Genomic DNA, 22,638 nt, shown 5'->3' with positions numbered 1-22,638 from the left:
TCTGTTAATCGGACAAAATAAACGATTCTAATATTTTACTTTTGTGCAGCGAAAATGCAATCAAAATGAACTACACAATCTTACCCAATACCAATATAAAAGTCAGCAAAGTTTGCCTTGGCACGATGACTTTTGGCGAACAAAATTCTGAAAGCGATGCACATTCCCAATTGGATTATGCTGTTGAAAAAGGCATTAATTTTATTGATACTGCCGAAATGTATCCGATTGCTGCCCGCGAAGCCACTCTTGGACTTACCGAAAAATATATTGGAACCTGGTTAAAGAAATCGGGGAAAAGAGAAAGTTTGGTTGTTGCTACAAAAATTTCCGGGCCAAACCGAGGCATGGGTTATATTAGAAATCCATTAGATTTTTCAAAGAAAAGTATTCACGAAGCAGTTCATTTGAGTTTAAAAAACCTTCAGACCGATTATATCGATTTGTATCAAATGCACTGGCCGGAAAGAGTAATGAATATGTTTGGGCAACGAGGCATTTCTAAAATCGATACTCAATGGCAGGAAAATTTCTTTGAAGTGTTGAGCGTTTTTGACGGTTTAATCAAAGAAGGGAAAATAAAACATATTGGTGTTTCTAATGAAAACCCGTATGGTGTAATGAAATTTATCAGCGAAAGCGAAAAACATAATTTACCCAGAATCGTTACAATTCAAAATCCGTATTCGTTGTTGAACCGTTTGTATGAAGTTGGACTATCCGAAATTGGAATGCGCGAAAACGTTGGTTTATTGGCTTATTCTCCGTTGGGATTCAGCTTTTTGACAGGCAAACACCTCAATGGAATTTTACCAACATCACGCTTAGGATTGTTTCCGCAGTTTTCCCGCTATTCGAATGCCAATTGTATCAGAGCCACAAAATTATACAAAGAGCTAGCCGAATCAAACGGACTATCATTAACCCAAATGGCTTTGGCTTTTGTTAACCAACAGGATTTTGTGACATCAACGATTATTGGTGCGACAAGTATGGAACAACTTCAGGAAAACATCGCGGCTTTTGAAACAGTTTTAAGTCCGGAAGTTATAAATGAAATCAATAAAATTCAGGAATCAATTCCGAATCCAGCGCCTTAATTATTCGACTATTAACTTAGACTGATATAGATTTCCGGTCAAATCTTCAACAGCAACCATATACAATCCACTAGATAATGTAGCAATATTTACAGCAGGCGTTGTTTCGTTATTCTCAACGGTTTTGGTCAGAACTAATTTCCCTGTTAAATCAAATACTTTCACATTTGAAAGTGCTGTTTCAGAACTGTTTTTAATAAAAATTTGGGTCTTCGCCGGATTTGGATATAAGCTTAATCCGTTTTTAGTAAAGTTATTTAAGCCAAGTGAAGAATCTATGATTTTATAAACGATACCATTCGAAATACCTGCAACATATAATTCTCCGTTGATATCTTCACCAAATGTGGTAAATCCTCCTGTGAATGAAGCGGTAGTCGTAACTACATTTGAGGAGTTTACGGTTCGGATTTTGTTATCGCAATAATCGGAGTAAAAGTACTTATCTGCAAAATTCGGATACATACTTCCGGTATAAAAATAACCACCGGTTATTGAACATCCTGTTGCATGATTATACTGAGCTACAGGAAAAACCATAGTAGACATTGCCGGGCAACCTGCAGTATTATAGACTGAATTTCCTTCATAACAACGCCATCCAAAATTTAAACCTGTTGGCAAAGGGGCGACTACTTTATTTACTTCTTCAATATTAACTTGTCCAACATCACCAATCCATAAATCACCATTTAATCTATTGAATGAAAACTTCCACGGATTACGCAAACCATAAGCCCAAATTTCTCTAATACCAGCAGTTGTGGCATACGGATTACTAGGAGGAATACCATAATTCAAAGAACCATCAGTGGTGTCAACATCTATTCGCAACATTTTACCTAAAAACACACGAGTTGGATTGGCATTATCTACCGTAAGATTTTGAGCATAATTATTAGGATCACCACCACTTCCACCATCACCCATACCAATATACAAATACCCATCAGGACCAAATCTCAGACAACCACCATTATGATTAGAATAAGGTTGGTCAATTGTCATTAAAATAGTAGCAGTTGTATTAGCTATATTTGGGTTGGCAGAAACGGTATATTTAGCAATAACAGTGTCGCCTGCTGTATTAGTGTAGTTGATAAAAAATGTTCCATTACTTGCATAATTTGGGTGAAAAGCCAACCCCAATAAACCTTGCTCACTTCCTCCACTTAATCCGTTTACAGTTAAAAATGGAGTTGCATTTATGGTTCCGTTTGAATTAAGAATTCTGATGAGTCCACCTTTTTGAACAACAAAAAGACGAGAATCATTAGCCGGATGTGCAATATCAACAGGAGAAGAAAAACCGGTGGCAAAACTTTGCAAAGCAATAGTTTGGGCGTTTGCAGAAAATGTAAAAAAGGAGATTAATAGTAGCAACTTTTTCATAGCATTATTTTTTTAGGTTGCGTAAAAATAGAAATAAAAAATTACTATTCACAGTGTTATATAAAAAACGCAATCGGTTAGGATTGCGTTTCTTAATTTCGATTTTATCTAAAATTCAAATTCTTCTATCGAAGTGCTGTCGGTTTCAACAGTTGGAAGTTTTTGTTTCAGAAAAAATTTGGCCGGACCTGAAATTTCCAAAGGAAAATTTCCAATCGTATCATTAGCCGTCAGTATATTGCGTTTGAACATGAGGTTAGTAAGGAATTTTTCGGTTTGCTTTGCTGCCGGTTTTAATTTGTTGTTAGCATCAAACTTGGCCATAAACCTTTTTGGACTCGGAATTATGGTTGCTAAAAACAAACATTGGTTTACGTTTAAATCATACGGCCTTTTTTGAAAATAAAATTGTGAAGCTTCGGCAATTCCGTATACGTTTGGTCCCCATTCTATAATATTGAAATACACTTCGAGCATTCTGTCTTTGGTACTGATACGGTTGTTTTCCAAAATATATACCAGCAGAATTTCTTCCAGTTTTCTCGACAATGTTTTTTCGCGTGTCAGAAAAACATTTTTCACCAACTGCATGCTTATTGTACTGGCGCCACGCGAGAATTTTTTGGTTCGGATATTTTTGGTAATCGATTCTCTAAAAGCCTCATTAATAAACCCGCGATGCGTCATGAAAGAGGGGTCTTCGCTGGTCAGCACACATTTTTTCAGATAAGGAGACATCATAGCTAAAGGCGTATAGTTTCCGTTTCCAGAACCAACTATAATTGGGCGCTGTAAGACACCGTTGTCAATAGCACGATAGACAAAATCGCCATTGATTTTGTTCAGATCGGCTTCGCCATATTTTGTGATTTTTATGCCTTCGGGTTTGAGTTTACTTTCGAAAATAACATCCTTTGGTTTGTGATTGTTGTATTCAAAATTCAACGCATAACTAAAATTTCCCTGAGCTTCCATACCTTCAAAATGGCGGAATAATCCTTTTGGCAAAGACGAAATAAAATCCTGCGCTTTCATTTTTGGAATCTTCAGTTTTAGCGCATAAACTTTATCTTTTTCGTTGGTGTAGGAAAGATATGGCTTGCATTTAATGGCATTCAATTGAATTGTCGAAGTACTGTCTAAAGCAATAAAATGTTCACCAACAATCCATCGATAATCAAAACGCGCATTTCTTATTACCACATCTTTACTGGCAATTTTTGGATTGTTTACAACCAAATCCTGAATCGAAGAATAGCCATCAATGTGCAATTCACCACTATTCATAGCCAAATTTTCTAAGTTGAAATGAATGGATTTAAAGCCGGTTTTTAGGTTGAATTTTTTATCAATATATGGAATTCTGATGGTGTCATTTTTAGTATTGGCAAACGTCAAATCAGCCTTTCTGTCTCTTGGATCGGCAAAACCGTTGATGCTCCACTGTTGTGAAAATTTATCAGATGTTACCTGAATTATAGTAGCCAGTTTTTTATCGGCCAAAGCCAATTGATTAAAATCAAAAACCACTTTGTTGCCTTTGTCATCAATTTTGAATGCAAAGCCTTTAACCTGCATATCAGTCGGAACCAAATCCAATAATTTGGAGGAAATCCGGTTTAGAAGCTTGGCATAATTCACTTCTGCTTTTTCATCTTTTTCTTTTTTAGAACGCAGAAAAGCATCAAAATTACTGCCGTTTTTGGTTTTTACCAATTGGATAAACCCTTTGTTGATTTCGAGTTTTCCCAACTGAATATCGCCTACTAATAGTTTCCAGAAACTAACGCTGGTTTTCAATTCGTCTATGCTTAACAAAGTGTCCTTTTCTTTCGGAACCAAAGTAATATGATGAAATTCCAAATTAGTCAAGCCATGAAATTCGGCTTTTTGGATGGTAAAATTGCATTGGTATTCGCGTTCCAATTTGGCATCAATGCGATGAATGACCTTGTCTAAAATCGTATTCCGAAAAGCAAAAAGCAACACCAAACCCAACAGCAAAAAAATGCCAATTATTTTGAGAGAAAGAATTACTTTTTGTCTTGTCCTTTTCATTTTACTGCTTCAACACTCAATCCGACTCCGAGTACATTGGGTAGATATGGTCCTTCAAAACTATGCGAAATAGTGACTTTATATATTCCTTTTTGAAGTTTTGTTTTTTCTTTAATGATATAATTTAAATCGCAAATATCGCCGGCACATTCCCCTAATTCTTTGCCATTACTGTCTTTAATGGCTAAATCAACAGAAAATTTTTCGGTTTCACCAGATGGATTTTCGATGCTGAAATTTATGGGAATTGAGGCAAACTGATAATCATAAACATGACTAAACAGGAGTGTCATAGTATATAATTGATTGTCATCGGTTACATCAACGTTGAAGACTTTTGCATCTGAGATGTCAAATTCAAAGGTTTTTGCATCTGCTTTTTGCCAACGGTTTTCTCTTCCAAAATCAACAAATTCGCTATATTCATTATGTTTGGAACAAGAAATTAAAATCGTAAATAAAGATAATAAGAGTAATATTTTTGTTTTCATAATAGAATGGTTTAATCTATATAAAACGATTTTTTTTGGCTTTTATTGTATGGATAGAGATTAGCCAAACAACTGCTCAACCACTTCTTCAATTTTAGAAACCAAAACGATTTTTATTCCGGGAAACTTGGTGGCAATCTTATTATATTTAGAAACGAAAATGGTTGAAAATCCTAATTTTTCAGCTTCCTGAATGCGCTGCTCAACTCTGTTTATCGGACGAATTTCACCCGAAAGTCCAACTTCGCCGGCAAAGCAAACATCTTTGCCAACAGCGATATCTTCATTAGAAGACAAAATTGCGGCAACAACGGCCAAGTCAATCGCCGGATCATCAACGGAAATTCCACCAGTTACATTTAAGAAAACATCTTTTGTTCCCAAACGGAAACCGGCGCGCTTTTCTAATACCGCCAAAATCATATTCAATCGTTTGGCGTTGTAACCTGTGGTGCTTCGCTGCGGCGTTCCATAAACTGCTGTTGAAACCAAAGCCTGAATTTCTATCATCAAAGGTCGCATTCCTTCAAGCGTTGATGCAATAGCAGTTCCCGAAAGTTCTTCTTCGCGATGTGAAATTAAGATTTCGGAAGGATTGGAAACTTCACGCAAACCTGAGCCTTGCATTTCATAAATTCCCAATTCGGCAGTAGAACCAAAACGATTTTTTAACGAGCGCAGAATTCGATATACATGATTCCTGTCGCCTTCAAATTGCAAAACCGTATCAACCATGTGCTCCAAAATTTTTGGTCCGGCAATGTTTCCGTCTTTGGTGATATGGCCAATAAGTATAACCGGAATATTGGTTTCTTTGGCGAATTTTATCAGCTCGGCTGTCGTTTCCCTAATCTGAGAAATGCTTCCGGCTGTGGATTCGATGTAATCGGTATGTAGTGTTTGTATCGAATCGATGATGACGATATCGGGTTCGGTTTCTACAATATGCCGAAAGATATTTTGGGTTTTGGTTTCGGTCAAAATGTAGCAGTTGTCACTATTCGGATTAATCCTTTCGGCGCGCATTTTTATTTGCTTCTGACTTTCTTCGCCCGAAACATATAAGGTTTTATAAGGCAATTTTAAAGAAATCTGTAACAGCAAGGTGCTTTTTCCAATACCTGGTTCTCCGCCTAATAGGATTAGTGAACCCGGAACAATGCCACCGCCAAGCACTCGGTTTAATTCGCCATCAGTACTGTCCATTCGAACTTCCTGAGTGGAATCAATTTCTTTTATTCGGAGTGGTTTAGAAACTCTTTTAGAATCGGTACTCGAAGGTTTCCAACTTGTTTTTTCTTCTTTTTGAATAATCTCTTCGGCTATAGTATTCCATTCTTTGCATGAATTACATTGGCCTTGCCATCTGGCATATTGTGCGCCGCAATTTTGACAAAAAAAAGTAGTTTTTACTTTAGACATTATTCTTTCTTTTTCTCTTCGGTTGCCGGTGCATCAGTTGGAGGTGTATCCGTTGGAGCTGCTTCTGTTGGCGCATCGGTTGGAGGCGTTTCTTCTACAACAGGTTCTTCTACAGCAGCTTCTTTCTTTCCGGGTTTTCCTTTTTTAGGCAATGATTTTTTTAATTCATCAGCTCTTTCAATCATCATGTCTTTTGTCAAATCGCCAATTTCTTCTCGTTGAAACGCTGTCATATAGGATTTAACCGCTTTGGCGTTTTCTCCTGTTTTTTCATACATCTGCCCCATTTGATAATCGGCAAGCATTGATTTTGGATAATTCTTTTTGGCTAATTGCGCCAATTTTTCAAATTCAGGATAAGCTTTGTTTTTAAGAATTGCAGCTTCTATTGCTTTAAAATCATTCAAACGAATCGGTAATTTTAGAGCCAAAGACTTTTCAATCACATCGTATTTTTGAGATAGATAATCTACATATCCTGATGGAAGTACAGCTATTTTTTCATTAAATTCTGTGGTTGAAATAGGTTGGTAAACTGAAAATATCTGATACAAAGCACTTGGGATAGAATTCAGAACCAACGAATAATGTGATGCTCCTTTGAAATCGTCAAATCTATAATTGAGTGTTGGTTTGTTTATTTTTTTGGCGACTTCATCTAAGGCTATAATTCGGTTGCGCATTTTTTTCATGTCGCCATCCCCTGAGGAATGATAGTAAAAAATAGGTTTTTCAATGAGAGCCAATCTTTCGGGAATTTGTTCTTCCATTCCGGTTGGAAGTTCCGGGCTCATTGAAATATAGGCATCAAAAAGAGGAATGTCTTTGTACAGATAGCAGTTCAAAAAGCCAGCCGTTGTGTCTAATCCTGCAATCATTTTAAACGGTGCGGTTCTATACTGTTTTTGTATATAAGGCAATAACTCCAATCCGATAAACTCAAAAAAAGCTTCTCCTTTTTCAGTTGGCAGGCCATTTTCAGCATCCACTGCACAATCTGCTTCACGTTCGTTATTTTTATTTTGAGAAATCCCAACGATGATAACTTCAGGCAAATCGTCCCAATAGTTTCCATAACTCAATGCGCCCTGAAAAGCATCAAAAAGAAAATCACCATCCAATAATATTAAAACAGGATATTTTTGGTTTTGATGTCTTTCGTATGATGGTGGTAAACCAATCGTAATTTCACGGTCTTCGTTTAGTCTTTTAGACGAAATCGTATCGGTGATTTTTTGGGAAAAAGCAACATTGGAACAAATGAAAAATAAAAACAGGATGTATTTTTTCATGATAGTAGGATGTTTTTATTACGCTGCGCTCCATGCAATTCGGCAACGCCTCGAGTTAATAGCAGTTTGTTAAATTGATTAGCAATATAACAAAATTATTTATTTCTATTTAAAACAGGGAGCAAAACATAGGAAATCAATCCGAGAAGAATTGCCAAAACAGTTTGTGAGGTCCAAACCAACCAACCAAAAGCGGTACCGACATCTTTTGTAATTCCGTAAAGGGAAAAAATTAATGCAATAGAAAAAGGATAAGCGCCTAATCCGCCGTTTGAAAAACCTACAGCCAGACTGCCAAAAATGAAGCCCATGATTACGATATCGAAACTGATTTCTGAGGTTTCCGGTAGTGCAAAGATGGCGACATAAAACATCATTAAATAGGAGAACCATATAAAAAATGAATGAAAAAGGTATTTCCATTTGTCTTTCATTTTATAGACTGTAGTAATGCCTTCGACCAATCCGGATAATTTTTTCTTTAGTTTTAAGATTATTTTCCATTCGGCGTATATCCAAATCAAAATAAAAACAACAAATAAGATTAGTCCAACAACTGCCGTTATAATCAGTGATTGAAATGATACATTTTCACTTTTAAGGAAAGCATAAATTTCATCAAACTGAGAAACAAATCCAATAAAAACAAAAAGAAAAAAGATTAGCAAATCGACTATTCTTTCGGCTACTATGGTTCCGAATGCCTTGTCAAAAGGGACTTCTTCGTATTTTTTTAATAAGGCAGCCCGAGAAATTTCTCCAGACCTCGGAACTGTCAAATTAACCAAATAAGAAACACAAACGGTAAAGAAATTGTTAGAGAATTTCGTATGATACCCCAAATGATTTAAGGCAAATTTCCAGCGGTAAGCTCTTGACCAATAACCCACACAGGCGATTACTAACGATAATAAAATATAGTAGTAATTCGCTTTTTCAAAACTGATTTTTATTTTCTGAATTTCATCGGAAGTCAGAGTGGTATATTGATAGTATATAATTCCGATTCCTATTAAAAGAGGAATGAGAATTGTCAACCATTTACCGATTTGATTTTTCAAGAGATTTTAGGTCAGGGAATTATTAGTTTCGTTTGGAAAGACCAACCAAGGTTTAAATTCTTTTGCTTCTTCAAAATCCATTAAAGCATATGACATAATGATGATGATGTCGCCTTTGTGAACTTTTCTTGCAGCCGGTCCGTTAAGTGTAATATCGCCCGAATTTTTTGTGCCTTTGATGACATAAGTATCAAAACGCTCTCCGTTGTTGACATTTACAATGGAAACTTTTTCGCCTTCAATCAAATTTGCGGCATCCATTAAGGTTTCGTCAATGGTGATGCTGCCAATATAATTTAAATCGGCACCAGTCACTTTTACCCTGTGAATTTTAGATTTTACTACTTCAATTTGCATGGCGCAAAAATAAATTAATTTAATGAAATCGTATCAATCAATCTGATTTTGTTAACAAAAACTGCGATGAAAGCACGATATTTTTTGGATTTACTTTTTCGGATACAAGGCAGTAAGGTTGCTTCGTCGGCAATTTGAAAATATTCTAATTCGAAACGACTTTGCTTCCCGAATGTTTTTATGACATATTCGGTTACTGCTGAAGCCGATTTTGTTTTGAATAAATTTTTGGCTTGCGAAATAGTTTTATAAATGATGGCTGCTTCTTTACGTTCAGTATCTGATAATCTTTCGTTGCGCGAACTCATGGCTAATCCATTGGACTCTCTATGAATTGGGCAACCAATAACATGGACGTTCAGCTTGGCTTTTTCAACCATTTTTTTTACAATCTGCAATTGCTGAAAATCTTTTTCGCCAAAGTAAGCACTGGTCGGTTTTACGATTTCGAAAAGGCGTTTTACGACAGTTCCAACACCGTCAAAATGTCCGGGACGAAACTTACCTTCCATCTGATTTTCTAATCCGTCAAAGTCAAAATGTTGTGAAACCGTTTTTCCTTTATAAATATCATCGACGCTTGGGGCAAATATGATAACATCATCGGAAACCGATTTTATTTTTTCGATGTCTTTGTTCAATGTTTTTGGGTATTTTTCCAAATCTTCGGCATTGTTAAACTGTGTTGGATTGACAAAAATACTTACAACAACCAGTGAGTTATGTTGAAGAGCTTCGGACAATAATGAAAGATGTCCTTCGTGAAGCGCGCCCATTGTAGGGACAAAGCCAATTGAAGTTTCTTTGTTTGAAACAGAATTAAGATGTGATATTAATTCGTTTTGAGTGTTAAAAAGGAGCATTGGCTTTCGGTAAATGAGTTGCAAACTTACCATTTTCATAAATAACTGCATAAAATTTTGTACTTTTGCCTGTTTTTTATTGCCAATAAATAAAGTAGATTAGATTATGGAAGATAAGAGGATATTGTATGTATCATCTGAAGTGGTGCCGTATTTGGCTGAAAATGAGGTTTCTTTACTGTCTTATGATGTTCCCAAAATGATAAATGATCAAGGAGGACAGATTAGAATTTTTATGCCGAGATATGGCAATATTAATGAAAGAAGGCATCAATTACACGAGGTAATTCGTTTGTCGGGAATGAATTTAGTGGTTAACGATTTGGACATGCCTTTGATAATCAAAGTAGCATCCATACCAAAAGAAAGAATTCAGGTTTATTTTATAGATAATGATGAGTATTTCAAGAGAAAAGCCACTTTTAGTGATGAAGATGGTGTGCTGTATCCTGATAACGATGAAAGAGCCATTTTCTTTGCCAAAGGTGTTGTAGAAACGGTTAAAAAATTAAATTGGGTTCCGGATATTATTCACGTTCACGGTTGGATGGCGAGTTTGTTGCCCATTTACATGAAGCATTATTATAAAGACGAAGCGTTATTTTCTGAAACAAAGATTGTGACTTCGGTTTACAGCCAGTCTTTTGATGGTAGTTTAGACACCGAAATGATAAACAAAATAAAGTTTGACGGCGTACCTCAAGATGCTATTCAGGAATTAGAATTACCTAATTATGAAAACCTTATCAAAGTGGCGGTTACGCATTCGGATGGTGTGGTAATTGCCTCTGAAAACGTATCGGCAAGTTTAACAAAATTTATAGAATCTTCAGGGAAACCTTTTTTACCTTTCGCCTCAAAAGATAAATTTGCAGAAGCATACACAAACTTTTATAAGACAATGCTTCCTTAAAAAAAACAGATAATTTTTATGTACAAAAAATCATTTCTACGCCCAATTTTAATTGTTGGATTAATAACTATAATTTTCGCATCCTGCGATAAAGATTTTAATGAATTAGGAACAGACATTGTAGGAGATAACCACTTCGGTTTTGAAGTTGATAGTACTTTGACCGTTAAAGCATACAATCAGAAACTGGGTGCAATTGCCTCAAATAATTTACCTATAAATCCACTTGGGTTTTATTCGAATCCTGCTTTTGGAACTACACAAGCCAACTTTGTAACGCAGGTAGAACTATCATCTATTAATCCTGTTTTTAACAATACCGATACAACACTTTATGAAGATCTTCCGGTTATTGATAGTGTAATTTTGGATATTCCCTATTTCAAAACTTTAGAAAAAGCTAATTCTAATGGCATAAATGATTATGTGTTAGATTCCATTTATGGTGCGAAACCTTATGATCAAACTCCGGCAACGGCGAATTCGAAGTTTAAGTTGAGCGTTTACCAGTCTAATTATTTTTTAAGAGATTTAGATCCAGCTCAATCTTTAACAGAACAACAGTTGTTTTATACCGATCAAAATAGTTTGATTGACAACAATAAAATTCCGGTTTTGTTGAATAATGCACCGCTTACTGATCCGCCTACAGGAACAGAAGGTACTCATAATGCCGATGGTCGTGAAAACGAGAACTTTTATTTCGATAAAAGAGAGCACAAATTAACAACCTATGAAACAGATGGTGTTACTAAAAAATATACAAGATACGCACCGTCAATGCGATTGCATTTGAGAACCGATGTTTTTTATGATAAAATTTTAAACGCTCCATCGGGACAATTGGCTAACAATACGCTATTTAAAAATTATTTCAGAGGTATTTATTTTAAAACTGAAAACGCTAATCCAGGTAACATGGCTATGATTAATTTCAAAGCCGGCAAAATCACGATATATTACAAAGAAGACAAAATTACTCCTGATAATGTAACCACAACAGATGTAAATGAATACAGAAAAGAAAGGTTAAGTAAAACTTTCGCTTTAAACCTCAGCGGAAATACGATTAGTTTATTAGAAAATTCTAATGAAAATATTGATTATTTGAATGCTGCCAATAGTACTCAGGAAGCATCAAGAATATATTTAAAAGGTGGACAAGGAGCAATGGCTGTCATCGATTTATTTGGTTCAACCGATTTGAAAGGATATGTGCTTAATGATAATTATAACGAGAACCTTCCGATTAGTTCGACCAATCAAAAGTATATCCTCACAGGACCAAATGGCGTTTCAGATGAAATAGATGATATTAAATTTAACGGTTGGTTAATTAATGAAGCCAATCTAATTTTTTATGTAGATAAATCAGCCATGTCGAACTTTCCTATTACAGGAGACCAACCCGTTGAACCGAATCGTATTTTCTTATATGACCTAACAAATAAAAATGTCTTAGTCGATTATTCTTATGATTATACAAGCAATGGAGTTACTCCAAAATTTAGTAAATTCATACATGACGGAATTATTAGTACCGAAGATGTAAATGACGGAAGAGGAGAAAGAGGCAAAAGATATAGAATAAGAATAACGAACTATGTTAGAAATTTAATCAAAAATGACTCTACTAATGTTCGTTTGGGATTATCAGTTACCGAAAATATTAATAGCATTGGTCTTTCTAAATTAAGAACTCCAAATGCCAACTTTGATAGCGCACCATCGATGTCGGTGTTGAGTCAGTTGGGAACTGTTTTATACGGAACAAGCCCTGTAGTTCCGGATGATAAAAAATTGAAGCTAAAAATTTATTATACAAAACCTAATTAATAGTTGTTGTTATGTGTGGAATTGTTGGTTATATCGGATTTAGAGAAGCCTACCCAATTGTAATAAAAGGGTTAAAAAGATTAGAATATAGAGGTTATGACAGCGCCGGAGTCATGTTATGTGATGGCAGTGACCTTAAAATTGCTAAAACCAAAGGAAAGGTTTCCGATCTCGAAGAAAAGTCGAAGACCATTGCTTCTTCTAAAGCAACCATTGGAATGGGACACACCCGCTGGGCAACTCACGGTGTTCCGAATGATATTAATTCCCATCCGCACGTATCCAATTCAGGAAACATAGTAATCATTCACAATGGAATCATCGAAAATTATGAGCCATTAAAAAAAGAATTACTAAAAAGAGGCTACACTTTTACTTCAGATACTGATACCGAGGTTTTGGTTAACTTAATTGAAGACGTAAAAAAGAAAGAAAAAATTAAACTCGGAAAAGCAGTTCAAATTGCCTTAAACCAAGTTGTCGGAGCTTATGCCATCTGTGTTTTTGACAGAGAAAATCCAGACGAAATTATCGTGGCAAGATTGGGAAGTCCGATTGCAATTGGTGTTGGTGAAGATGAATTTTTTATTGCTTCTGATGCTTCTCCGTTTATAGAATATACTTCCAATGCCATTTATTTAGAGGATGAAGAAATGGCTATCGTAAGATTGCACAAGCCATTGAAGATTAGAAAAATCAAAGATGACTCGTTGGTTGACCCATACATTCAAGAACTTCAAATGAATTTGGAGCAAATTGAAAAAGGAGGTTATGACCATTTCATGTTAAAAGAAATCTACGAGCAACCTAATGTTATAAAGGATACTTACAGAGGAAGACTTTTGGCAAATCAAGGCATTATTCAAATGGCTGGTGTAGAAGATAATTTAGAAAAATTTCTTCATGCCGACAGAATTCTAATAGTAGCCTGCGGGACTTCATGGCACGCCGGATTAGTTGCCGAATATGTAATTGAAGAATTCGCAAGAATACCGGTTGAGGTCGAATATGCTTCGGAGTTCAGGTATAGAAATCCAATAATCAATAAAAATGATGTTGTGATTGCTATATCACAATCCGGAGAAACCGCCGATACTTTAGCGGCTATTAAGTTAGCCAAAGAAAAAGGTGCTTTTGTATTTGGAGTTTGTAATGTTGTTGGTTCTTCTATTTCCAGAGAAACTAATGCTGGCGCTTATACTCATGCCGGACCAGAAATCGGAGTGGCATCAACCAAAGCTTTTACAACACAAATTACAGTGTTGACAATGATAGCTTTGCGTTTGGCAAAAGCCAAAGGAACACTTTCAAATTCTGATTTCCATCGTTATTTGCAGGAATTAGAAGTTATCCCTGAAAAAGTAGCTGAAGCATTAACATCAACTAACGAAAAAGCAAAAGAAATAGCAACTAAATTTAAAGCTGCCAGTAACTGCCTATATTTAGGCAGAGGTTACAATTTCCCGGTTGCATTAGAAGGTGCCTTGAAACTCAAAGAGATATCATACATTCACGCCGAAGGGTATCCTGCAGCCGAAATGAAACACGGTCCTATTGCCTTAATTGATGAGCAAATGCCGGTAATTGTTATTGCACCTAAACAAGGGCATTATGACAAAGTGGTAAGTAATATACAAGAGATAAAATCAAGAAGTGGTAAAATAATTGCTGTAGTCACAAAAGGCGATACGCAAGTAAAAGGTTTAGCCGATCACGTTATCGAAATACCCGAAACTTCGGATGCACTATCACCACTAATCACTACAATTCCGTTGCAACTATTATCGTATCATATTGCAGTAATGAGAGGATGTAATGTAGATCAACCAAGAAACTTGGCAAAATCAGTTACAGTAGAATAGTTATCAACAGAAAACAACTAGAAAGCGAGACATTGTCTCGCTTTTTTTTGCTCAAAATTTTATGATTAATTTATTAAAAGTTTCATTTTGTATGTGCGCATAGTATTTTTTTTAGTAATAATGCCAAATCCTTAATAAAAACTTAAAAAACGCCCAAATGCCATATTATCACTAAGAAAACTAAAAAATAAATTATTGATAAAAATACACAGTGTTTTTTAATAATGTAAAAAAAATATTTGTACTTTGGCTTTATAAACCAACAAAATTATAACCAAATGAAGATCTATTTATTTATCGTTTCATTGTTTTTTTGCGGCATAACCTATGCGCAAACTTCAATATCGGGTTCGGTAAAAGACAGTAAGAACCAACCAGTTCCCGGAGCTAATGTTAAGGTGGCTGGCGAAAGTGCCGGAACAGTAACAGACAGTGATGGAAATTTTAAGTTAACTACCACTAAAAAACCTCCTTTTGACGTCGAAATTTCGAGTGTAGGCTACGGAGCCAAAAAGGTTAGCGTCACATCAAATAATCAAAATGTTAGTGTTGCTTTAAGCGATGAAGAAAATAAATTAGATGAAATCGTTGTCTCAGCATCAAGAACTCCGGAAAGAGTTTTAGAATCTCCGGTGACTATCGAAAGAATGAGTTTGAAAGACATCAAAGCAACTACAGCAGCGACTTACTATGATGGCCTTGAAAATCTAAAAGAAGTTCATTTCAACACGAGTAGTCTTGGATTTAAATCAATCAACACGAGAGGATTTGCAACAGTTGCTAATACAAGATTTTTGCAATTGGTTGACGGTATGGATAATTCATCACCGGCCTTGAACTTTGTACTAGGAAATTTGATAGGAGTTTCTGAATTAGATGTTGCCAATGTAGAGCTTCTTCCCGGAGCATCTTCAGCATTATATGGTGCAAATGCTTTCAACGGAATTATGTTTATGAATAGCAAAAGCCCGTTTACAAACCAAGGATTGAGTTTCTATTTTAAATACGGTCAAACCACACAGGAAGTAGCAGGAACCAATGATTATTGGGATTTTGGAATTAGAGCAGCGCATGCTTTTACCAAACATTTTGCTGCAAAAGCCAACTTCACTTTCCTAAAAGCTACCGAATGGATTGCTGATGACAGAAAAGATTTAACGGTTAATAATGTAGGTTCAGATCCAAATCCAAATTATGATGGATTAAACGTATATGGTGATGAAGTTTCTACTAATATTAAAAGTGTTGGACAAAGTTTATTTAATTTGGGATTAATACCTAGTCAATCATTAGTTAACTTATTGCCAAACTATAATGTAGCCAGAACGGGATATGCGGAAAAAGATTTAAATGATAATACAGTTAAAAGTGTTAAAGCTGATTTCTCATTACATTTCAAACCATGGGATGATGATAATGAAATTATTTTCCAACATAAGTTAGGTCTAGGAAATACTATTTATCAGGGAGCTAACAGATATGCGTTGAAAAACTTCTTTATCAACCAAACAAAACTTGAATTTAAAGGGAAAAATTATTTTGTTAGAGGTTATATGACGGATGAAAATGCTGGAGATTCGTATGATATGCGTTTTGCCGCTTGGAATCTTAACAATGCATGGAAAGACAACCAAACTTGGTTTGGACAATATGCAGGAGCATATATCCAATCTACTTTAGGTGGCGCAACTCCACAACAGGCACATGCCATTGCAAGATCAACTGCAGATACAGGAAGATTTTTACCAGGCTCACCTGAGTATGCAAGTGCATTAGCTTCTGTAACAGCAGACCCGGATTTAGTTACCGGATCTAAATTTAAAGACCAATCTAAATTGTATCATGCCGATGTGAATTACAATTTTAAAGACATAATCAAAGTAGCTGAAATTCAATTAGGAGGTTCTTACAGACAATACGAGATGAATTCAGGAGGAACTATTTTTACAGATTATGATGGTCCGTTAAGATATGACGAATATGGTGCGTATGCTCAATTACAAAAGAAATTAATGAAAGATGGACGTTTGAAATTTACAGGTTCTGTGCGATATGATAAATCACAAAACTTTGATGGTTTTTTCTCTCCGAGACTTTCTTTTGTGTATTCTGCCGGAGCGAACAAACAACATAATTTCAGAGCATCATATCAAACCGGATTTAGAAATCCAACCACACAAGATCAGTATATTGGTTTGAATTTAGGGCCATTTGCTTTAATTGGATCTGCACCTGACAACTTATCAAGATTTGTAGAAACATTTGATGTGAGTACAGCTGGACAACTAATCAATGGAGGTAATGCTACCAGAACATTAGATGGTAACGATGCGTACAATAACTCTTATACTTTAACCTCTTTTCAAACATTTGCCGCAACAGGAAATACAGCCGACTTGCAGGTTGCCGATATTGATTTGGTAAAACCGGAAAAAGTTCAGGCATTCGATATTGGTTATCGTTCAGTTGTTAATAACGACCTAACAGTTGATATTAGCGGATATTACAACATTTATAATGACTTCTTAAATCAATCAAGAGTTGTTACTCCATTTTATGGAACCGTTGGTACTGATTCTTCAAATTTAGCTGTACAGCAAACCTATGGAGCTCTTGCTAACGGAGACAGAAGAATTTACCAGGTTTACAATAACTCTAAAGCAGAAGTTACTTCATTAGGTTTCGGAATTGGATTATCTAAAAAAGTATACAAAGATTTTGAGTTAAGTGCTAATTATAACTACGCTGAATATACTTTTGATCAGGCAGATGACCCAAGTTTCATCCCAAGTTTTAATACACCTAAACACAGGGTAAAAGCATCTTTAGGAAATCAAAAATTATTCAAAAACTTTGGATTCAATACAAACGTAAGATGGAATACAGAATATTTATGGCAGGCATCTTTTGCCGATGGTATGGTTCCTGAAAATGTGGTTTTTGATGCTCAAATTAATTATGCTATTCCAAAATTGAAATCAGTGTTAAAAGTTGGAGCTAACAACCTATTCGGAGAAGACTATATTCAGGTAATCGGAGCAGGATCTATCGGGCAACAATGGTTTGCTTCTATAACAATTAATCCATAATAATCAATAACAATATATAATTTAAAAGTTATGATAAAAAATTTCAAATGGCTATTATTGGTTTCGTTAACCTTTGTAGCATGTAGCAGTGATGATGAAACGGTTGTTAATCCAAATTCATCTGACGGTTTACCTCTTACGGCCGGTTCAGCAGATTTTTCTAAATATGTTGCTTTAGGGGATTCGTTTGCGGCAGGTTTTTCCGATAACGCTTTGTTCATTGCCGGACAGCAAAATTCGTATCCTAATATCTTATCGCAACAATTTGCTTTAGTTGGCGGAGGTGAATTTGTAATTCCGTTTATGAATGATAATGTTGGTGGTTTTTCAATGGGAGGATCTCAAATTCCACAATTTGGACCGCGATTTTATTTTAATGTGGCTACCAGTTCTCCGGCACCGGTTACAGGAACTTCTTCAACCGATATTACCACCCATTTAACTGGACCATTTAATAATTTCGGAATTCCGGGAGCAAAAGCTATTCATTTAGATTTTGCAGGTTATGGAAGTTCAGCCGGGAACCCATACTTTGCCCGAATGGCTTCTTCTCCAACAGCTACTGTAGTAGATGACGCCGTAGCTACAAATCCTACTTTCTTTTCCTTATGGATTGGAGGAAATGACGTACTGGGTTATGCAACCTCAGGAGGTGTAAGCACCAGCCCAATTACGCCACCGGCTACTTTTGAACTGGCTTATAACGGTTTGATTGCAAAATTAACTGCCGGAGGCAGAAAAGGAGTTATAGCTAATTTACCATACGTAAGTACATTACCTTATTTTACAACAGTTCCTTATAACCCGGTTCCTTTAGACGCAGCAACAGCTTCTTTATTGAATTCAGGTTTTACCGCCTATAACAACGGATTATTATTCGCTCAGTCAAACGGATTGTTATCAGCAGCCGAAGTAGCTCAAAGAACAATATCATTCTCGGCCTCAGCTACAAACAGAGTAGTTATCGTTGACGAATATTTAACCAATTTAACAGGTTTTGGAATCCCATCTTACCGTCAGGCAACTAGTGAAGATTTAATCATTTTGCCTGCAAGAACCTTTATTGGAACCACCGTAGGCGGAAATCCAACACAGGTAAATGGCGTTTCTGTTCCATTGGCTGACAATTGGGTTTTGTCTAAAAACGAAATCGCCGAAGTTAAAGCAGCAACAGATGCTTACAATACAACTATCCAAAATGCAGCAACTGCAAACGATTTAGCTTTTGTGGATGCTAAAGCAGTTATGACTTTATTAAGCGGTATGGGTATTGTTCAAAATGGTTATACTATGACTTCAGCTTATGTAACCGGAAACACCTTTTCATTAGACGGTGTTCACCCAAGTCCGAAAGGCTATGCATTAATCGCTAATAAATTTTTAGAAGCGATTAATGAAAAATTCGGATCTAATTTTAAAGGAGTGAATTTGGGTCAGTATCAAATATTGTATCCGTCAACTTTGCCATAAGAAATTTTATTTCAAATACGAAAACCACCCTGATTATTTAGGGTGGTTTTTTGTTTATAGTAGTGAAGAAAAAAATCTTCTTTTTTTATAAAATAATTATTGATTATTCGATTTATAAAAATTATCTTTGCGCTCTGAAAAAAGAATGTTTTATTCAAACCTAAATAGCTATTTAATAAATACATAAACAATGTCAAAAGCAATAGGAAAAGTTTCCCAAATCATTGGCCCGGTAGTAGACGTAGTATTTGATACTAAAGATGTTGAACTTCCAAAAATCTATGACTCGTTAGAAATCGTTAACAAAAATGGTTCAAAATTAATCCTTGAAGTACAGTCTCACATCGGTGAGAATACAGTTCGTACTATCTCTATGGAAGCCACAGATGGTTTAAGCAGAGGAACAGCTGTAACCGCTACAGGTGCACCAATTCAAATGCCAATCGGAGCAGATGTTTACGGACGTTTGTTCAACGTAATTGGAGATGCTATCGATGGTTTAGGAGATTTGCCAAAAGAAGGAGATAACGGAATTTCTATTCACCGTCCAGCTCCAAAATTCGAAGATTTATCAACTTCTACAGAAGTATTATTCACAGGTATCAAAGTAATCGATTTGATCGAGCCTTACGCAAAAGGAGGAAAAATTGGATTGTTCGGTGGTGCCGGAGTTGGTAAAACAGTATTGATTCAGGAATTGATTAACAACATCGCTAAAGGTCACGGTGGACTTTCAGTATTCGCAGGAGTAGGTGAAAGAACTCGTGAAGGAAACGATTTACTTCGTGAGATGTTGGAATCTGGAATTATAAAATATGGAGAAGATTTCATGCACTCTATGGAAAATGGAGGATGGGATTTATCTAAAGTGGATAAACCCGGAATGAGAGAGTCTAAAGCTACTTTCGTTTTCGGACAAATGAATGAGCCACCTGGAGCAAGAGCACGTGTTGCCCTTTCAGGATTATCTATCGCTGAGTATTTCCGTGATGGTGCTGGTTCAGATCAAGGTAAAGACGTACTTTTCTTCGTTGATAACATCTTCCGTTTTACACAGGCAGGTTCTGAGGTTTCGGCTCTTTTAGGTCGTATGCCTTCTGCGGTAGGTTACCAACCAACATTGGCAACTGAGATGGGTGCGATGCAAGAGCGTATTACTTCAACAAACAAAGGTTCTATTACATCGGTACAAGCGGTTTACGTTCCTGCGGATGACTTAACTGACCCTGCTCCTGCAACAACCTTTGCTCACTTAGATGCAACAACAGTATTGTCTCGTAAAATTGCTGAGCTTGGTATCTATCCTGCGGTTGATCCACTAGATTCAACTTCAAGAATTTTGACAGCTTCTATCTTAGGTGACGATCACTATAACTGTGCTCAAAGAGTAAAAGAGATTCTTCAAAAATACAAACAACTTCAGGATATCATCGCCATCTTAGGTATGGAAGAACTATCAGAAGAAGATAAATTAGCCGTATCAAGAGCACGTAGAGTTCAACGTTTCTTGTCTCAACCATTCCACGTAGCGGAACAATTTACAGGTATTCCTGGAGTATTGGTTGATATTAAAGACACCATCAAAGGATTCAACATGATTATTGATGGTGAATTAGACCACTTGCCGGAAGCAGCCTTCAACCTTAAAGGAACCATCGAAGATGCTATCGAAGCAGGACAAAAAATGTTAGCAGAAGCGTAATTGGTTGTCGGTTGTCAGTTGTCGGTTGATAGAAATTCAACCATCAACCATCAACCATCAACTATTAACTAAATAAATATGATTTTAGAAATAGTATCACCCGAAGCTACATTATTCAAAGGCGAAGTTACTTCGGTTTCTTTACCTGGCGTTAGTGGTTCGTTCCAAATTTTGGATAACCACGCACCAATAGTTTCTATTTTAAAACACGGCGTTGTAAAAATCGAAGCCAAAAGTTTTAAATTTGATAAACAAGTAGAAGACAAGTTTACCAAAGTAAACGACCAAAACTACCTTCTTGAAATCAATTCAGGAACTATCGAAATGCAGGACAATAAAGTAATTGTATTAGCTGACTAATATGATTGTAAATAAAAGAGAAAAGCCCAACATTATTGTTGGGCTTTTTTTTATTGGGAGCAGTTTCCCGCTTTCCACTATATCTTTTTATTATTTCAAGAAATAATAAAAAGGATGCCGTTCCAAATGAAATTCACCGAACACCAAAACAAATATTATCTCGGTGAGGTAATCGGGGCTAAAAAAGATTCAGCTTTCCTATATTTGTAATGATGAAACTTCCAAAATCACTCCAACAAAAACTCGAGCAACGTAAAGCCAAGAACGCCTTGCGTCAATTGCCTGTTGCCAATGGTTTAATCGATTTTGCATCAAATGATTATATCGGCTTTGCCCAAAATGAAGCTATCTTCCACGAATCACATCAGTTTCTTTTAGATAAAAATATAAAGATAAACGGAGCAACAGGTTCACGTTTGCTTTCCGGCAATCACACTTTATATAATGAAGCCGAAGAATTTATTTCACAATTCCATCAGGCGGAAGCTGCATTGATTTTCAATTCGGGTTACGATGCTAACGTAGGATTCTTTAGCTCAGTTCCACAACGGAATGATATTATTTTATACGACGAATTCTGTCACGCATCAATAAGAGATGGCATCAGATTGTCTTATGCCAAAGCCTATAAATTCCAGCATAATGATTTGGAAGATTTGGAAAAACTAATCGCAAAGTTCGAACCGACAACCGACAACCGACAACCAACAACCATTTACATCGTCACCGAAAGTGTTTTCTCTATGGACGGCGATTCACCAAATCTGGAAGAACTGACAACTCTATCCAAAAAATATGAAGCTTATTTAGTCGTAGATGAAGCACATGCACTCGGAGTTTTTGGCGAAAGCGGCGAAGGATTAGTGCAAAGTTTAGGATTAGAAGACAAATTTTTTGCCCGAATCATGACTTTCGGAAAAGGATTAGGCTGTCATGGCGCAGCTGTACTTGGAAGCAAAGAACTAAAGAGTTATTTGATCAACTTTACCCGTAGTTTTGTTTATACAACAGGACTTTCTCCGCATAACGTCGCAACAATTCTGCAATCCTATAAACATTTAACCAAAGAAAAGAAATTAATCGAAAAGTTGAAATCCAACATCATTTTCTTCAATCAGGAAAAAATGCGATTAGGCTTAAAACCAATGTTTGTCTATAGTAAATCAGCCATTCAATGCGCTATCATTCCCGGAAATGAAAATGTAAAAAAGATTGCAAACCAACTGCAACAAAATGGGTTTGATGTCCGACCAATCCTTTCGCCAACAGTTCCCGAAGGTCAGGAACGTCTGCGTTTTTGCCTGCACAGCTTTAATTCGGAAACCGAAATTATCAATGTGTTGGAATTGTTAGCTACCTTTGTTTTTTAA

General features: G+C 36.1%; 17 protein-coding genes. 9 read left to right on the top strand and 8 right to left on the bottom strand.

Features of this window, described 5'->3' with window-relative positions:
- The first annotated feature begins 65 nt into the window (after window positions 1-65).
- Complete coding sequence (locus L1S35_RS06755) at window positions 66-1,100, top strand: NADP(H)-dependent aldo-keto reductase (RefSeq protein WP_236398258.1); 1,035 nt, start codon at window positions 66-68, stop codon at window positions 1,098-1,100.
- On the opposite strand, the gene L1S35_RS06750 is transcribed toward L1S35_RS06755, so the two are convergent.
- From L1S35_RS06750 to panC, 8 genes are all read right to left on the bottom strand, one after another.
- Window positions 1,101-2,492, bottom strand: coding sequence for a PQQ-dependent sugar dehydrogenase (locus L1S35_RS06750; RefSeq protein WP_236398255.1), 1,392 nt, complete (start codon window positions 2,490-2,492; stop codon window positions 1,101-1,103).
- 108 nt (window positions 2,493-2,600) lie between these two features.
- On the bottom strand, window positions 2,601-4,550 hold the full coding sequence (locus tag L1S35_RS06745; RefSeq protein WP_236398252.1) for a transglycosylase domain-containing protein: 1,950 nt from the start codon (window positions 4,548-4,550) through the stop codon (window positions 2,601-2,603).
- On the bottom strand, window positions 4,547-5,041 hold the full coding sequence (locus L1S35_RS06740) for a gliding motility lipoprotein GldH family protein (protein WP_236398249.1): 495 nt from the start codon (window positions 5,039-5,041) through the stop codon (window positions 4,547-4,549). The genes L1S35_RS06745 and L1S35_RS06740 overlap by 4 nt, the downstream gene beginning before the upstream one ends.
- Window positions 5,042-5,101: 60 nt before the next feature.
- Window positions 5,102-6,463, bottom strand: a complete 1,362-nt coding sequence (radA, locus tag L1S35_RS06735) for a DNA repair protein RadA (protein ID WP_236398246.1) — start codon at window positions 6,461-6,463, stop codon at window positions 5,102-5,104.
- The gene (locus tag L1S35_RS06730) at window positions 6,463-7,755 is read right to left on the bottom strand and encodes an alpha/beta hydrolase (protein ID WP_236398243.1); all 1,293 of its coding nucleotides are present in this window, start codon (window positions 7,753-7,755) and stop codon (window positions 6,463-6,465) included. Before L1S35_RS06730 ends, radA begins: the two co-directional genes overlap by 1 nt.
- A gap of 95 nt (window positions 7,756-7,850) precedes the next feature.
- Entirely contained in the window at window positions 7,851-8,816 is a 966-nt protein-coding gene (locus L1S35_RS06725; RefSeq protein ID WP_236398239.1) for a lysylphosphatidylglycerol synthase transmembrane domain-containing protein, read from the bottom strand.
- Between the two features lie 6 nt (window positions 8,817-8,822).
- Complete coding sequence (gene panD / locus L1S35_RS06720) at window positions 8,823-9,173, bottom strand: aspartate 1-decarboxylase (protein ID WP_236398236.1); 351 nt, start codon at window positions 9,171-9,173, stop codon at window positions 8,823-8,825.
- 14 nt (window positions 9,174-9,187) lie between these two features.
- The gene (panC, locus tag L1S35_RS06715) at window positions 9,188-10,036 is read right to left on the bottom strand and encodes a pantoate--beta-alanine ligase (protein ID WP_236398357.1); all 849 of its coding nucleotides are present in this window, start codon (window positions 10,034-10,036) and stop codon (window positions 9,188-9,190) included.
- 106 nt (window positions 10,037-10,142) lie between these two features.
- Here panC and L1S35_RS06710 point away from each other — a divergent pair, with 106 nt between their 5' ends.
- The 8 genes from L1S35_RS06710 (at window position 10,143) to L1S35_RS06675 (ending at window position 22,638) form a co-directional block, all read left to right on the top strand.
- The gene (locus tag L1S35_RS06710) at window positions 10,143-10,949 is read left to right on the top strand and encodes a glycogen/starch synthase (RefSeq protein WP_236398233.1); all 807 of its coding nucleotides are present in this window, start codon (window positions 10,143-10,145) and stop codon (window positions 10,947-10,949) included.
- Window positions 10,950-10,967: 18 nt separating this feature from the next.
- Complete coding sequence (bamH, locus tag L1S35_RS06705) at window positions 10,968-12,785, top strand: BamH family beta-barrel-assembly machinery protein (protein WP_236398230.1); 1,818 nt, start codon at window positions 10,968-10,970, stop codon at window positions 12,783-12,785.
- Window positions 12,786-12,796: 11 nt separating this feature from the next.
- The gene (gene glmS / locus L1S35_RS06700; protein ID WP_236398228.1) at window positions 12,797-14,647 is read left to right on the top strand and encodes a glutamine--fructose-6-phosphate transaminase (isomerizing); all 1,851 of its coding nucleotides are present in this window, start codon (window positions 12,797-12,799) and stop codon (window positions 14,645-14,647) included.
- Between the two features lie 278 nt (window positions 14,648-14,925).
- The gene (locus tag L1S35_RS06695; RefSeq protein ID WP_236398225.1) at window positions 14,926-17,736 is read left to right on the top strand and encodes a TonB-dependent receptor; all 2,811 of its coding nucleotides are present in this window, start codon (window positions 14,926-14,928) and stop codon (window positions 17,734-17,736) included.
- A 30-nt stretch (window positions 17,737-17,766) separates the two neighbouring features.
- Entirely contained in the window at window positions 17,767-19,206 is a 1,440-nt protein-coding gene (locus tag L1S35_RS06690) for an SGNH/GDSL hydrolase family protein (protein ID WP_236398222.1), read from the top strand.
- 190 nt (window positions 19,207-19,396) lie between these two features.
- Window positions 19,397-20,908 (top strand): F0F1 ATP synthase subunit beta, encoded by a 1,512-nt coding sequence (gene atpD, locus L1S35_RS06685; RefSeq protein WP_236398219.1) that lies wholly within the window; start codon window positions 19,397-19,399, stop codon window positions 20,906-20,908.
- Window positions 20,909-20,986: 78 nt separating this feature from the next.
- Window positions 20,987-21,268 carry a F0F1 ATP synthase subunit delta/epsilon gene (locus tag L1S35_RS06680; protein WP_236398216.1) on the top strand — a complete coding sequence of 94 codons (282 nt, stop codon included), beginning with the start codon at window positions 20,987-20,989 and terminating at the stop codon, window positions 21,266-21,268.
- 212 nt (window positions 21,269-21,480) lie between these two features.
- Window positions 21,481-22,638, top strand: coding sequence for an aminotransferase class I/II-fold pyridoxal phosphate-dependent enzyme (locus tag L1S35_RS06675; protein ID WP_236398354.1), 1,158 nt, complete (start codon window positions 21,481-21,483; stop codon window positions 22,636-22,638).

Origin of the sequence: Flavobacterium anseongense (assembly GCF_021608185.1) — a bacterium.
Taxonomy (GTDB): domain Bacteria; phylum Bacteroidota; class Bacteroidia; order Flavobacteriales; family Flavobacteriaceae; genus Flavobacterium; species Flavobacterium anseongense.
This window is presented reverse-complemented; position numbering and strand designations above follow the sequence as displayed.

Coding starts and splice junctions, on each gene's coding strand:
- L1S35_RS06740 (WP_236398249.1), bottom strand. CDS start 5,041: ATGAAAACAAAAATATTACTCTTATTATCTTTATTTACGATTTTAATT.
- L1S35_RS06750 (WP_236398255.1), bottom strand. CDS start 2,492: ATGAAAAAGTTGCTACTATTAATCTCCTTTTTTACATTTTCTGCAAAC.
- atpD (WP_236398219.1), top strand. CDS start 19,397: ATGTCAAAAGCAATAGGAAAAGTTTCCCAAATCATTGGCCCGGTAGTA.
- radA (WP_236398246.1), bottom strand. CDS start 6,463: ATGTCTAAAGTAAAAACTACTTTTTTTTGTCAAAATTGCGGCGCACAA.
- bamH (WP_236398230.1), top strand. CDS start 10,968: ATGTACAAAAAATCATTTCTACGCCCAATTTTAATTGTTGGATTAATA.
- panC (WP_236398357.1), bottom strand. CDS start 10,036: ATGCTCCTTTTTAACACTCAAAACGAATTAATATCACATCTTAATTCT.
- L1S35_RS06695 (WP_236398225.1), top strand. CDS start 14,926: ATGAAGATCTATTTATTTATCGTTTCATTGTTTTTTTGCGGCATAACC.
- L1S35_RS06680 (WP_236398216.1), top strand. CDS start 20,987: ATGATTTTAGAAATAGTATCACCCGAAGCTACATTATTCAAAGGCGAA.
- panD (WP_236398236.1), bottom strand. CDS start 9,173: ATGCAAATTGAAGTAGTAAAATCTAAAATTCACAGGGTAAAAGTGACT.
- L1S35_RS06710 (WP_236398233.1), top strand. CDS start 10,143: ATGGAAGATAAGAGGATATTGTATGTATCATCTGAAGTGGTGCCGTAT.
- L1S35_RS06730 (WP_236398243.1), bottom strand. CDS start 7,755: ATGAAAAAATACATCCTGTTTTTATTTTTCATTTGTTCCAATGTTGCT.
- L1S35_RS06675 (WP_236398354.1), top strand. CDS start 21,481: ATGAAACTTCCAAAATCACTCCAACAAAAACTCGAGCAACGTAAAGCC.
- L1S35_RS06745 (WP_236398252.1), bottom strand. CDS start 4,550: ATGAAAAGGACAAGACAAAAAGTAATTCTTTCTCTCAAAATAATTGGC.
- L1S35_RS06690 (WP_236398222.1), top strand. CDS start 17,767: ATGATAAAAAATTTCAAATGGCTATTATTGGTTTCGTTAACCTTTGTA.
- L1S35_RS06755 (WP_236398258.1), top strand. CDS start 66: ATGAACTACACAATCTTACCCAATACCAATATAAAAGTCAGCAAAGTT.
- glmS (WP_236398228.1), top strand. CDS start 12,797: ATGTGTGGAATTGTTGGTTATATCGGATTTAGAGAAGCCTACCCAATT.